Raw genomic sequence first — 14,610 nt, forward strand, 5'->3', positions numbered from 1 at the left:
TACAAGCATCTTCTGTTATTGTTAATTAATGATCAGGCTTTAATTAATATCTAGTTTCTAATTTTTTAATACCAAACCACCATCATGAAAACATTCAAAAAATTATTAGCAGGGCTATGCCTTGCGTGCGGAACATTATCTTATGCTTACCCGGCATTTTCTTACACTGTTTCAAATTTATCTGCCTCTTATAAAAGCGGTCAGGTTTTTCTTATTTGGAAAAACCCTAAGGCAAACAATTTAAAATATAATGTTTATCGGAGTACAAAAAAAATTACCAGTCCGGATCAGCTTTCTTCTAATTATTTAGGAAATGTACGTGATAACTCAGGGCAGAATATAAGGAAGTCAGATGCCCAGAAGAGCTATAATTTTATAACACCTGCATCCAGTGATCCGCTTAGCAATGACGAAGGTCTTTATGTGATTACCTGTACTGATGAGGATGATTATTTTTATGCTGTAACCGTAGTTAATCTTAACAATGATTCAGAAGATAAAACTATTGATTTGGGAGAAAATTCGTTATCAGGCAGTATTGCAGAATCGGTAGGCTTTCCACAGCCTGTACTCCAGAACAGTGAAACGCTAACAGATGGAGTGATACAATATGAATATGTGCAATGGGGAAATAATCAGGATACAAAGAATTGTCCAGCATTCAATAATGCGGGCTCGTATGGTTATAATTTTTCTCTTTTTGACAGGGGAAAAAGTAAAAATGGTCCACTATATGTTTATTTTAAAGACAATAATCCTTTTTCAGAAGAGGGAACAGATCTTTGTGATAATTGCACAGTATTAAAGATGGATGATTGGTTGCCCAATGGAGGCAATACCTATTGGGTGGGGTACAATGAAAACTATGATATTTATTCTGAAACCAATCCGGTAGCTAAAAAAGGAACTGTTAAAACTTACTCGCAGGCAAGGGTAAAAAAAACTTTGCAATGGGTGCGAAACCATTGGGCAATAGACAGTAATAAGGTCTATCTCACAGGGAATTCGCATAATGGATTCGGTGCTTTATTAACGTCAGTGGTCTCGCCTAAGCAGGTAGCAGCTATTTATGTTACCTCTACACCGATATTAGTAAAAACAGTGGACGGCGACATTCGGGAACAGATGTGGTGTGATAACAGCCTGAATTTACCAAGCGACGTAACTGATCCAAATACCGGAGCAGCCATTTTAATCTGGGATTTGATGGATTCCCGCCACATGTATAACGTTGATAAAAACGATATACCGTTTAATTCAGGTGTAAATGGAAAGAATGACGTTACTGCAGGATGGGTTCAAAAATTCCACTGGTACGATTCTTTAAATGCAACCCGCCAGGGTGGAGTATGGTATTGGGATCAGCGCGTGCATGGAGGTGGGGGAGCGCAGTTTACTGATGCAGAAACTACTCCCGATTATGAACGCTACCGTATCAACCGTTCCTATCCCGCATTTGCTTATTGCTCTATTAATGAGGATCCCGGTACCGGCGACCCCAATGATGGTGATGATTATGGTGCCATTAACGGTTATCTTGACTGGGATGATGCTTCTATTGAAGATGAAGCTTGTAATTATTCCATCACCTGCTTTATTAAAGATCTTTACGTTGGAGGAAGCCCTGATAAGAATCAATATTCCTCCTGCACCAGCGATATAACCTTTCGTCGTGAGCAAAATTTTAAACCGGAAGAAGGGGACAAGATTACGTGGTCAGTAATAAATTCGGGTACTCAGATTCAGAATGGCTCATTTACCTACAACGGCGGACCGATTACACTCTATGGAGTGAAGATATACAAATCTAAAAGTGAAATCTCTTTAAAAATAAGCAAATGTTCAAGGACACAGAAATTTGAAGCGCAGCTTTCAGACCCCATTAAGGTAAATGTAGTCCCGATCCCCGGAGGATATGAAATGGTATTAAATCTTCCTTTTGATGACCATGCTGATATGAAAATTCTTGACATGAGTGGAAAGGTGGTTATAGAGCAGCATTTAGATTTAGCTAAAGGCTTAAACTCAATACCGGTTCAGTCACTTAATAATGGGTTTTATATAGCAATGCTGCAGGGAAGCCATTTCCGGCAAAGTGCAAAGCTTGATTTCTTAAAATAAAATCAGGATCGGATTCGGATTGTTGATTCCGGGGTTAACAATAAAACACCACCTGGTTTCAGCAGTCCGAATCCGATCCATATATAGTTAGGTATTATTATTGGCCCAATCAGGATTACCTATTTATAGGTAGCCATTTATACCATAATATTCTATATTCTTACTTCTGGCACCATTTTATCCCTGGAGCGTGACACTTCCCATAAATATTTCCGTAAGAGAGCATTCATTTTATAATGCTTCATCTTATTTTTTCATCACCAAATCAAAGCCTCATGAAAAATTTTTTTTACTTCCTGTCAAGGGTGTGCCTAACCATTACCCTGCTCATTTTTACAACTTCCGTATTTGGTTATACTGTAGCTAGTTTAACAGCTACTTACAAAAGCGGTCAGGTATTTCTTACGTGGCAAAATCCTGCGGCAACCAATTTGAAATATAAATTGTACCGCTCACCGGTAATGATTACCTCCTCGCTGGATTTAGCAGCAAGTACTTACCTGGGATATGTAAGGGATAATTCCTCGCAGAATATCAGAAAATCAAACGTCAAAAGATTACCTTATTACTTCACTATTGATCCTGCTTCAGGCCCTTTGGCCAGTACAAATGGTTTATACGTCGCCACCTCTGCTTCAAGTTCAAACTGGTATTATGCAGTAACTGTTGTAACCTTAAGTAATAACCAGGAAGATCAAACTATTATAGCGGGTAGCAATAGCCTGAACAACGGCGTTAATGAAGTCGTTGCAACACCCCAGCCCATACTACAGAAAACCACTTCCTTAGAAGGTGGGATTGTACAATATGAATACGTAAACTGGGGTGATAATCAGAATGCGCCAAATTATCCCCCATTTAATAATGCAGGGTCGTACGGCTACAATTTTTCCGTTTTTACAAAGGGTTCTTACACAAATAAATCGTTGTATTTTTATGTGAAAGACAACAACCCCCTTTCCAGTGACGCCACCACGCTTTGCGATAACTGCATTTCCTTAAAAATGGATGATTGGCTTCCGAATGGAAGCAATACCTATTGGGTAGGGTATAATACCGGTTACGATATGTACAGCACCACCAATCCTGTATTCAGTTCTGGTTCGGTAGGCACTTACAGCCAGGCTCGGGTAAGGCAAACACTACTATGGATTCGCAAGAATTTTCCTGTAGATACTAACAAAGTGTACTTGACGGGTAATTCCCACAATGGCTTCGGAGCATTATTTCTGGCGGTAATGAATCCCGATCTGATAACCGTAGCATATGCTTCTTCTGCACCAATTTTAGTCAAATCTGCGCCGGGGTCATCGTTTGAGCGTGAATGGTGTTCATCCGTTACAAACGTTCCTTCCGATGTTATTGACTTCAGAACAGGCATTGCCATTCCTATTTGGAATTTAATGGATATGCGTTATATGTATCGGCTCAATTATGACAGAGGCGTACCCTACCTTACCGGCGTAAACGGAAAGAACGATACGAAAGTGGGCTGGGTCGGTAAATTCCATTGGTACGATTCCGTGAATGTAACTCATCAGGGAGGTTTATGGTTCTGGGATCAGAGGCAGCACAGTGGCACAAATCGGCAGTTTACTGATATTGAAACCACTCCAAATTATGAGCGGTTCACAATGGCACATTCTTATCCTGCTTTTGCTTATTGTTCCATCAATCAAAATCCGGGTACCGGAGATTCAAAAAATGGCGATGCCAATGGAGCCTTAGATGGTTACCTGGATTGGACGGATGAATCAATAGCAGATCAATCCTGCCAGTATTCTATTTACTGTTTTGTGAAGGATATGTATATGGGCGGAATCCTTTATCCAAAACAATATGATTCCTGCACTACTGATATTACTTTACGCCACTTACAATTGTTTAAACCTTTAAGTGGACAAACCATTTCATGGTCGGTGAATAACAATGGTCAAACAGTTCAAAGCGGAAACTTTCTTTACCAGGGTGGTTGCATTACTGTTAAGGGAGTTAAAATATTCAGAAGCGGAAGCAGTATAACGCTTACTATAGACAACTGCCTGAAATCAGTGCCTGCTGAAGCAGGAATTTCTGCAAAGGCAAAAGTGATTATAACTTCAAGCGGTTATTACCTGCTGTTAGATTTGCCTGAAACTGACCCGGTTCAAATGAAAATTTTTGATCTGATGGGGAGAATGGTCAATGCCAATAATTACTATTTGGAAAAAGGAAGAAACTCAATTCCTATTCAAACTTTAACACCTGGTTTGTATATAGCTATAGCAGAAAGCCGGAATTTCAGGGAAACAGTGAAATTTGCAGTAACGCGGTAAAGATTTTAGGAAATTACTGTGCACCCTTGCAGATGATATGCAGGGGTGCACTTATTTAATGATTGCCTGAACCAATTATTTGCCCTGTATTATCCTCCGCCAACCATAGCGTAGTGGGAAACAATATCATGAATTATATAGGGTTAATATTTCTTTAACCTTAAGGTGATGTGAATATGTTTGCTTTTCCAAAATCACTCTTTTGATGATCTTTGCAATTTGCAAGAAATGGCAGAGGCAACTACCCAGCATAAATTAAGAAAATCCTGGCTCCGCCGGCTTACTGATAAGTACCGGTTGATACTTTTAAATGATGAAACCTTTGAGGAAGTAACTACTTTCCGGCTTACCCGCATGAATGTATACATCCTGATAAGCACTCTTCTTTTGATGCTGGTTCTGATCACGGTTTCTGCTATTGTTTTCACACCTTTGAAGGAATATATACCGGGGTATGCTGACGTAAATACAAAAAAAGATTTTATTGATTTAAAATTGACGAGCGATTCCCTGGAGAAAGTGATGTATGCCAATGACCTGTATCTTCAAAACATTCAGCGAGTGATAAATGGAGAGCTTCCGGTTACTAAGATCAGGGAAATCAGTAAATCTTCTGTACCCGTTTATGATTCCATTAATCCAGGAAAAATAAGTGCTTCAGAAAAATTGCTGCGGAAAGACATAGAGCAGGACCAGCGCTTTTCCATAAATGAAAAAAGTTCGGTGGTATCTCCTTCAAATAAATCCTCCATACGCAGCTTCCATTTTTTTACGCCTGTAAAAGGGTATATTACCGAGCCCTTTAATGCTAAAGAATTGCACTATGGTCTCGATGTTGTAGCGGCCGCCAATGAACCCATTAAAGCTACGCTGGATGGCATTGTAATTTTTGCTGGTTGGACCGCTGAAACCGGATATGTTTTAGCTATACAGCATACCGACAATTTAATATCTTTGTATAAACACAATTCTGTTCTGCTTAAAGAAGAAGGAAATTACGTAAAAGCAGGTGACGCCATTGCCATAATTGGTAATACCGGTGAGCTGTCGAGCGGACCTCATTTGCACTTCGAGCTTTGGTACAACGGGCTGCCTTTAAATCCCGAAGATTATATTGTATTTAATTAATTTCTTTGATAAATAATGAAACCAAATTCATAACACCAAAAATTTTCACCATGTTCAACACAAAGGATGACAAACAAATTAAAAGCCCGATGGTTTTTTCTTCCCCTTCTGCATCTTCATCTTCGTCTACAGTGAACATTATAGGACCCGGTACACAAATAGTGGGTGAAATTAATTCTGAAAGTGACATCCGCATTGAGGGAAAGATTAAAGGCACTATTCACTCAAAGGCAAAAGTAACCATCGGTACGTCCGGTGTAGTAGATGGCGATATTTTATGTGATAGCGCAGATATGAGCGGGAAAATTTTTGGGAAGCTCGAAGTAAGCGATATGTTGTTTTTGAAATCCACTGCTTATCTGGAGGGCGATATTACTACCGGAAAATTAATAGTAGAAGCCGGGGCACGCTTTACGGGTTCTTGCAGGATGGGAGTTAAAGAAATAAAACCGAGTGAAAAACCTTCCCAAAACCAAATTCAAAAGAAAGAAGCTATCTGATCCCGGTTTTTTGCGCTATACCCAAATTGCGTATCAAATTATCGGAACCATAGCTATAGGCTTTATTGCAGGATATTTTGCAGATAAATGGCTATCGCCCGGATTCCCGCTTTTTGAGCTTATATTTTCTTTTGGTGCGGTAATCATTGCCCTTTACCTTGTTATCAAGAATATTTCAAAAAAGGAAGGATGAAATATTCTGTGTTCTTCGTCCGGCTGATTATCCTTACTATAATTATGGTAGTAATTGTAGCAGCACTGAATTATGTTTCTCCTTTATTTGAAGCTTTTGAAGTGTTTACCTGGATTACTCTTTTATTTTTCTTCCTGATTACGGCACTTATTTTTTATTTTGGATTGAAAGCAATCAAAACAGAAAATGCCTATAGGTTTGTATCTATCATTAATGGATCAGTATTGGTTAAAATACTTTTGTGCGGCTTTTTTATAATGGGATACGCTTTGCTTGTTAAGCCGAAAGATGTACTGTTTATTATTCCTTTTTTTTTCTTCTACATTGTTTACACCGTATTTGAAATCCGCGAATTGATTATGGCGGATAATTATGAAAGGGCTTTGAAAAAAAATGGCTGAAGAAGATTTTAGTCACATACTGCAACCCTATTTTCCGGAAGAATCCATTCAGAATGTCATTAAATGGATCAGTGATTATAAAATTATCTTTACCATTACTCAAAAGAGAAATTCTGTTTTGGGCGATTACCATTCGCCTTACAATAATCAGGGCCATCGTATTTCAGTCAACGGCGATTTAAACAGGTATTCCTTCCTCATTACCTTCCTGCACGAGATGGCCCATTTAACAACCTGGGAAAAATACAGGCGAAGTGTGCCTTCGCATGGTATGGAATGGAAGGAGGAATTTAAAGTTGTGTCGGATGAGCTGAGAGGTAAGAAGATCTTTCCGCGTGATGTAACAGCAGCTTTAAAAAGATATTTAATAAATCCGTCAGCAACCCATTGTGTTGATCCGGATTTGGTTAAGGTTTTAAATACATACAATAAAAAATCGGTCCTTCATTTGGATGATCTACGGGAAGGAATGTTGTTCTCTTCGCATGGAAACCGGACTTTTCGCAAAGGAGAAAGATTGAGAAAGCGATTTAAATGCTATGAAATTAAAACCAACAGGATCTATCTGTTTAGCCCGATGGCAGAGATAAAAAAGGTAGAAGATTTATAAAGAACTATTCACGCCGTAATAATTAAGCTTACTCAATCACATTTAAAAATTTAAAGCCGGCGTATGAATACCGGCTTTAAATTTTTTTTCAAGGCCCGATTCTTTTACAAATGGTTTCCTGATCTCTGAATTGTTGTTCTTCATTCTTAAATAGTGAGATAGCTGGTGCCAATGCCGGCATAGAAATAATTTGCAGGTACACCGCCGCCAAAATTATAAACCGTTCTGATTCCGCTGCGTAACTGTTCATTCCTGAACTGGGTGTTGCATAGTCTAAATTAAAGTCCCGTTGAAAATACTGTGCTTGAGCTGACAAGGTGACCATCAGCAGTGATAAGAAGAAAAGTTTTTTCATTATGTAAGAAATTAAGGGTGAACAAAAATTAATAAATCAATATTTGAAAACTGTGTTGAGAATAATTAATACGTAAGGTTTATTATAATTTTTGGTTAATAATTTTATCAACTTTATAGATTATAGATTCAGCAGTGGTTGATTTATTTTTTTCATTGCCGGATAGGTTATCGAAAATTACCTTTACTCACCTCAATGGTTAAATTCCATATCAGTTAGTCCATGCAGAAAATAAAGAAGCTTCTTGTTGCAAACAGGGGGGAAATTGCCATACGGGCCTTACGTGCTGCTTCAGAATTAGGCATTCGCACCGTTGCAGTGTATACCTATGAAGACCGTTATTCTCTGCACCGGTATAAGGCCGATGAGGGTTATCAGATAGGGCCTGATGAAGAGCCATTGAAGCCTTATCTCGACATTGAGGAAATTTTAAGGATAGCAAAAGAGAATGAAGCAGATGCCATCCATCCGGGATACGGCTTTCTTTCTGAAAATGTCCGGTTTGTAAAACGATGTAAAGAGGAAAATATAATTTTTATTGGCCCTGCCGCTGAAGTGATGGAACAGCTTGGCGATAAGGTGGCTTCAAAAATTGTGGCTCGTTCCTGTAATGTGCCGGTCATTGAAGATAACCACGAAGATTTACTGAATTCATCCATTGCATTAAAAGAGGCTGAACGCATCGGTTTTCCGGTGATGTTGAAGGCCAGTGCAGGTGGTGGCGGACGCGGAATGCGGGTATTACACAATGCAGATGAATTTGAGAAAACCTTTAATGAAGCGCGGCGCGAGGCAATGAATGCCTTTGGTAACGACACCATGTTTCTCGAAAAGTTTGTCGATGATCCGAAGCATATTGAAGTGCAACTGCTGGGTGATGAATTCGGAAACATAGTTCACCTGTATGAGCGGGATTGCAGCGTTCAGAGAAGGTTTCAGAAAGTAGTGGAAGTAGCTCCTGCTACGTCTGTTAAACAAGAGGTTAAAGACAAACTCTATGAATACGCACTGCTTCTGGCGCATTCCGTCAACTATAATAATGCCGGCACAGCAGAGTTTCTGGTGGACAAGGAAGACCATATTTATTTCATTGAGGTAAATCCAAGAATTCAGGTAGAGCACACTGTTACGGAAGAGATTACAGGAATTGACATTGTGAGGAGCCAGATACTGATTGCAGATGGAAAAAGACTGGATTCGCCGGAAATTGATATACCATCGCAGCAGGGAATTCCCTGCCACGGTGTTGCGATTCAATGCCGCATCACTACGGAAGATCCACAAAATAATTTCAAGCCTGATTACGGGACCATCATTGCCTACAGAAATGCCGGTGGGCATGGTATACGAATAGATGAAGGAAGCTCTTACCAGGGTGTCAGAGTTTCTCCCTTCTTCGATTCCATGCTTGCTAAGGTTACTGCACACGGAAAAACACTGAAGGGTGCTGCTGCAAAAATGTACCGTACACTTACCGAATACCGGATTCGTGGAGTGAAGACAAATATTCCCTTCCTTGAAAAGGTAATCACCAACCCTGTTTTTGCAGAAGGAAATGCAACGGTAAAGTTTATTGAGAAATATCCTGAACTATTCCAGGTGAGCCAGCAGCAGGACCGGGGAACTAAGGTGCTGCGCTATCTCGCTGAGGTAATGGTTAATGGAAATAAAGATGTTACAAAAAAGGACCCCTCCAAAGTATTTCAAACACCTAAAATTCCCGACTTCAACCATTTTGAAAAACTTCCTTCAGGTACTAAGCAACAGCTTAATCAATTAGGTCCCGAGAAATTTTCCCGATGGTTAAAAGACAAAAAAGAGATCCAATATACCGATACCACTTTCCGGGATGCGCACCAATCCCTGCTTGCCACACGCGTGCGAACGCGCGATATGCTTGCGGTAGCCGAAAGCTTCGCCCATCATCATCCGGAGGTTTTTTCAATGGAGGTATGGGGTGGGGCCACATTTGATGTTGCCTTGCGGTTCTTACATGAATGCCCCTGGAAGCGGCTGCAGCTTTTGCGGAAAGCCATACCTAATATTCTCTTTCAAATGCTCATCCGCGGCAATAATGCGATCGGCTATTCTGCATACCCGGATAACCTTGTCGAAAGATTTATTGAAGAATCCTGGAATAACGGCGTGGATATATTCCGGATATTCGATTCACTGAACTGGACAAAGAGCATGAGCATTAGTGTTCGTGCGGTACGTGAAAGGACTAATGGCCTGGCAGAAGCGTGTATCTGCTATACTGGAGATATTACCGACCCAAACAGGAAAAAATATACACTGCAATATTATCTCGGCCTCGCCAGAGAGCTGGAAGATATGGGAGCGCATATCCTGGGAATAAAGGATATGAGCGGCTTACTAAAGCCTTATGCTGCACAGGAACTCGTATCGGAACTTAAAAAAGTAATCAGCATCCCTATTCATCTCCATACGCATGATACGGCAGGCATACAGGCTGCAACGTATTTAAAGGCTATCGAGGCAGGGGTGGACGTAGTTGATCTTTCTTTAGGAGCATTGTCCGGACTTACATCGCAGCCAAACTTCAACTCTGTGGTGGAAATGATGCGCGGCCAGGAACGGGAACTGAAGATGGATATCGATTCGCTGAATCGCTTCTCTAATTATTGGGAGACTGTTCGTGAATTTTATTATCCCTTCGAAAGCGGCCTGATGTCCGGCATGGCGGAAGTATATAAGAATGAAATTCCCGGAGGACAATATTCTAACCTCAAGCCGCAGGCAGCTGCACTCGGGCTGGCCGACCGCATGGACGATATTAAAAAAGCTTATGAAGAGGTGAATGAGTTGTTTGGTGATATCGTGAAAGTAACCCCTTCATCCAAGGTGGTCGGTGATATGGCGATGTATATGATCTCTAACAAGCTCACGAAAGAAGATGTGATTTCGAAAGGAGCGGATCTCTCTTTTCCTGAATCGGTAAAGGGATTTTTCAGGGGGGAAATCGGGCAACCGCCAGGCGGCTTTCCAAAAAAGCTGCAAAAGATTGTATTGAAGGAAGAGATGCCATTCACAGACCTGCCCAATGCCCATCTTCAACCCATAGATTTCGATAGTGCGTTTTCAGAGTTTCAATTAAAATTTGATTCATCTCAGACCTTTCTTGACTTTCTTTCTTACCAGTTTTATCCCAAAGTTTTCGAAGAATATTATGAGCATCAGCAACTGTTTGGCGATGTAACTGCAATCCCTACACCCGCATTTTTTTATGGGCTGAAAAGTAATGAAGAAGTTCTGGTAGAGATTGGCAGGGGGAAAACATTGATGATACGCCTGCTGTATGTAGGCGATGGGGATGAAAATGGGATTCGTACGGTTTATTTCCGCCTCAACGGGCAAACGAGAACGGTAGAAATAAAAGACCGAAAGATCACGGTTAAAAAAGAGATGCATCAAAAGGCTAAGGACGACCAACAGCTTGGAGCTCCTTTGCAGGGAATGCTTTCCCGGATTTTTGTAAAGGAAGGTGAAGCAGTAAAAAAGAACCAGCCGCTGTTTATTATTGAGGCGATGAAGATGGAAACAACTTTTACTGCACCCAGGGATGGTGTTATAAAAAGAATTGCATTAGTAGAACGCACGTTGGTGGAGGCAGATGATCTGGTGATGGAGTTTTAAACTGACAAGATGATCACAGTACCGGACTAATAAGCTTCGCCAGCGCTTCACCCACCAAAACCAGTTTGCTCCGGTTGTTCCATTCCTTAGCAAATATCTCTTTGCTGTCTTCAAGGTCAGCTAAAAAAGATTTACGCAAATCCTGATTTAATTTGCGGTTGTACACTACGGCCACCAGCTCAAAATTCAGGTCGAAGCTGCGCAGATCCATATTAGCTGATCCTACAACAGAAAGGTTTTCATCTACTGCAATGGTTTTAGCATGAACAAATCCTTTTTTATACATGAAGACTCTTACACCGGCACTCAGCAGCTCTCCATAGTTTGCCCGTGACGCATAGTTTACAATATTTGAATCGGACTTTCCGGGAATAAGAAGGCGAACATCCACGCCACTCAAAGCAGCCTTTATAATAGCATTCATGATGGTTTCGCCAGGAATAAAATAAGGAGAAGTTATATACACCTGTTTTTTGGCTCCTACAATAGCTGTAAAGAAGGATAGCATCACGCTTTCACGGTCTGAATCCGGACCGCTTGCAGCTATTTGCACTAATTGTTTTTTATGCGCAGAATTTGAAATGTCAGGAAAAAAGTCTTTCGTAATCTTTAAGGGTTGACAACAAAAATTCCAGTTACAGAGGAAATGGTACTGCAGCATGTAAACACCTTCTCCCTCTATTTTTATATGCGTATCACGCCAGTACAACTTGTTCTTATTACTGTTTACATATTTATCTGAAACATTTATACCACCTGTAAATCCAACCTTGCCATCAACTATAATAATCTTCCGGTGATTACGGTAATTATATCTATCGGCAAAAAAGAAAAATTTGATTTCATAGAACGGATGCACTTCAACACCGCCTTTTCGTAACTCTTTTACAAGATGCTTTTTTATTCCGTGGCTTCCGAAATCGTCGAAGATCACACGTACAGCAATTCCTTCGTTAGCCTTTTTGATCAGCAGGTCTTTCAGCTTATTCCCGATTACATCATCCTCATAGATGTAATACTCTATGTGTATATATTGCTCAGCCTTTTCAAGCGCTTCAAATACGTCCGGGAATTTATTTTCGCCGTTATTTAAAAGAGTTACTTTATTGTTATTGGTGAGTGGCGAAAAATTGTCGTTAAGGAGCAAGGCAACAAGATCCTCCTTACCATCGATCTCCTCTTTATAAGTTTCTGTATTATTATACGTTTCTGTATCGATCCATTTTTTCAATGACTTCAGCAGTTTGTCGTTTTCTTTAGATTTGTCTTTATATAATTTTCTCTTGTGGAAGTTTACACCAAAGGTGAAATAGATGATGATCCCTATAACCGGGAAGAAAATAACCAGGAAGAGATAAGCCACTGTTTTTTCTGAATGCACCGTATCAAGAAGCACGCGTATGCATATGAGCACTATAATGAATAAATATGCCCCAATTATAACAGTGCCTGTGTAGCCGTGGAGCATATTCAATCTACAATGGTTATGAGGTGAAGATAATTGTAAAAGCTTTACGAATTGTGGCCTTTGATTTCAACAGCGATACAGGTTTTATATTACTAAATCCGAAATTGTATTTACATATTGCTGTATGTACGCTTCCAATTTTTTTCTTTTGTATTGCATGATAAATCTTGGATGCTCAAGTGCTATTACTTTTTTAAAATATTGAGTTTCATTATTCAATGTCTCAATAAACCTTTTATTTTTTCCGGTACCAAGACAAATTAGGACATCTTTCTTTGCGCCTATATTAATTTGGCTGTTAAAGGTTTCTCTTATGAAAGGTTCTACGGCTTCCAATAATTTTTTGTCATCGTAGTAATTGTAGTTTTTATTATCTTTTGTGAAACCTAAGGGGCAAATTGCAGTGAGAAAAAAGTGACGATAGAATAGACCGGGGCCACCGTATCTTTCAATAACCCTGTAAATAAATTCACTTGATAGCTCAAACCTTTTATTGAAAACATTTTCAATTCCGCAATGCTTAAGCAGTGCCAGAGGATCGGTAAAAGAGATACCTGTTATTCCACCGCCATGTCTGCCGGGATTAATACCGAATATGAAAATTCGCTGATTACGGTCATTAAAATACTTTGTAAAAAAATTGTCAACCACATTCTTCACTATAGTGCTTTGATAGGGATTCAATACTCCAATTTTTAATGAATCATCTAATTCCAGTTCGAGGCTGTTAAAAAAACTAATTGCTCTATCAGCAAAAGTGTTCACCGGCATGTTTTGCATCTTTAAAAAGCCGTTAATCTAAGATTCTTAATTCCCATTACCATTGCGTTTTTTACAACTGTTTTCCGTGGAATGTCATTTCAATAAATTCTGTGTCAGCGCCAAATTGTTGTGTCTATTTAAAAGAATCGGATATCTTGCAATAAATTAAAAGTAACAGGATGAATGTTATTCCTCCGCGAACAGGCACTGCCTTTATCTTAAATAAAGGTGACCACTTAACCATAACCGATATATACGGAGAACAGGTATCAGATTTTATCTGCTTCGGCCTGCATGATAAAAAAGAATACCTCTCTTCCGGGCGGACGATTGATTATGCAGAAACAATATTCCTGACAAAAGGAAATCACTTTTATTCGAACAGGAGCAATATAATGTTTGACCTGGTGGAAGATACCGTAGGCAGGCATGACTTTCTTCTTACACCCTGCAGTGCAGATACTTTCCGTATCATCTATGGCCATAAGAATCCTCATAGGGGCTGTTTTGGAAATTTAGCAGAAGCATTAAAGGAGTATGATATTAAGCCGGATGATATTCCCGTCTGCTTCAATATTTTTATGAATGTAACCGTAAATGAAGATACTGGCAAAGTCGGCGTACTTCCGCCAAAAAGCAAATCAGGGGATCACATTGTTATTAAAGCACACATGGATCTTATTGTCGGTATAACTGCATGTTCGGCAGAAATGTCCAACAATTATTCTTTTAAGCCTATCGGATATAAGATCGACCAGGGAAGTTAGCAGGCAGGTAGAATTCCTCCTGAAGCAATTTTTATTGGAAGACGCAATTTTTGTAACTACTTGTATTTAATCCAGCTGATGGTAAAGTCTTATTGCACGATTAACATTTAATAGTAGATGAGTTCGTTTGGTAACATTATACAAACCGTGAAATCTATTTTCTTCCATAATTAAAATCACTTCATTTCCGGTAGCTCTTGATAACCTTAGAAGCTATCCGTCCCTCCTTGGAACATGAAAGGCTAAGTGCTTAACTATGTGCATTCGTTAAGACTTTCCCAGAAACAAAACAAGTACAACTCTGTTATTTAAAATGTACATAGTTTGTAACCT

The 14,610-nt window shown here is 39.6% G+C and carries 12 protein-coding genes; 9 read left to right on the forward strand and 3 right to left on the reverse strand.

Annotation, left to right across the window (positions count from 1 at the left end):
• Positions 1 to 84: 84 nt before the first annotated feature.
• The 7 genes from H0W62_12640 (at position 85) to H0W62_12670 (ending at position 7,268) form a co-directional block, all read left to right on the forward strand.
• Positions 85 to 2,121 (forward strand): hypothetical protein, encoded by a 2,037-nt coding sequence (locus H0W62_12640; GenBank protein MBA3649378.1) that lies wholly within the window; start codon positions 85 to 87, stop codon positions 2,119 to 2,121.
• A 275-nt stretch (positions 2,122 to 2,396) separates the two neighbouring features.
• A complete protein-coding gene (locus H0W62_12645) occupies positions 2,397 to 4,436 on the forward strand; it encodes a T9SS type A sorting domain-containing protein (protein MBA3649379.1) in 2,040 nt (679 codons plus the stop codon).
• Between the two features lie 228 nt (positions 4,437 to 4,664).
• Positions 4,665 to 5,564, forward strand: coding sequence for a M23 family metallopeptidase (locus H0W62_12650; protein ID MBA3649380.1), 900 nt, complete (start codon positions 4,665 to 4,667; stop codon positions 5,562 to 5,564).
• Between the two features lie 89 nt (positions 5,565 to 5,653).
• Positions 5,654 to 6,064: a polymer-forming cytoskeletal protein gene (locus H0W62_12655; GenBank protein MBA3649381.1), complete on the forward strand. Its 411-nt coding sequence runs from the start codon at positions 5,654 to 5,656 to the stop codon at positions 6,062 to 6,064.
• Between the two features lie 10 nt (positions 6,065 to 6,074).
• Positions 6,075 to 6,257 carry an AtpZ/AtpI family protein gene (locus tag H0W62_12660; GenBank protein ID MBA3649382.1) on the forward strand — a complete coding sequence of 61 codons (183 nt, stop codon included), beginning with the start codon at positions 6,075 to 6,077 and terminating at the stop codon, positions 6,255 to 6,257.
• Positions 6,254 to 6,658, forward strand: coding sequence for a hypothetical protein (locus H0W62_12665; GenBank protein MBA3649383.1), 405 nt, complete (start codon positions 6,254 to 6,256; stop codon positions 6,656 to 6,658). Before H0W62_12660 ends, H0W62_12665 begins: the two co-directional genes overlap by 4 nt.
• Positions 6,651 to 7,268 (forward strand): hypothetical protein, encoded by a 618-nt coding sequence (locus tag H0W62_12670; GenBank protein MBA3649384.1) that lies wholly within the window; start codon positions 6,651 to 6,653, stop codon positions 7,266 to 7,268. The genes H0W62_12665 and H0W62_12670 overlap by 8 nt, the downstream gene beginning before the upstream one ends.
• Positions 7,269 to 7,356: 88 nt before the next feature.
• Here H0W62_12670 and H0W62_12675 read toward each other — a convergent pair whose 3' ends face one another.
• Positions 7,357 to 7,623: a hypothetical protein gene (locus H0W62_12675; protein ID MBA3649385.1), complete on the reverse strand. Its 267-nt coding sequence runs from the start codon at positions 7,621 to 7,623 to the stop codon at positions 7,357 to 7,359.
• Positions 7,624 to 7,845: 222 nt separating this feature from the next.
• Here H0W62_12675 and H0W62_12680 point away from each other — a divergent pair, with 222 nt between their 5' ends.
• Positions 7,846 to 11,280, forward strand: coding sequence for a pyruvate carboxylase (locus H0W62_12680; GenBank protein ID MBA3649386.1), 3,435 nt, complete (start codon positions 7,846 to 7,848; stop codon positions 11,278 to 11,280).
• Positions 11,281 to 11,293: 13 nt separating this feature from the next.
• On the opposite strand, the gene cls is transcribed toward H0W62_12680, so the two are convergent.
• Positions 11,294 to 12,748: a cardiolipin synthase gene (gene cls / locus H0W62_12685; GenBank protein MBA3649387.1), complete on the reverse strand. Its 1,455-nt coding sequence runs from the start codon at positions 12,746 to 12,748 to the stop codon at positions 11,294 to 11,296.
• Between the two features lie 84 nt (positions 12,749 to 12,832).
• Positions 12,833 to 13,519, reverse strand: a complete 687-nt coding sequence (locus H0W62_12690; protein ID MBA3649388.1) for a DUF4918 family protein — start codon at positions 13,517 to 13,519, stop codon at positions 12,833 to 12,835.
• Positions 13,520 to 13,689: 170 nt separating this feature from the next.
• Here H0W62_12690 and H0W62_12695 point away from each other — a divergent pair, with 170 nt between their 5' ends.
• Positions 13,690 to 14,277: an urea carboxylase-associated family protein gene (locus tag H0W62_12695; GenBank protein ID MBA3649389.1), complete on the forward strand. Its 588-nt coding sequence runs from the start codon at positions 13,690 to 13,692 to the stop codon at positions 14,275 to 14,277.
• Positions 14,278 to 14,610 lie beyond the last annotated feature (333 nt).

It is taken from the genome of Chitinophagales bacterium (genome assembly GCA_013816805.1).
GTDB lineage: Bacteria > Bacteroidota > Bacteroidia > Chitinophagales > UBA10324 > MGR-bin340.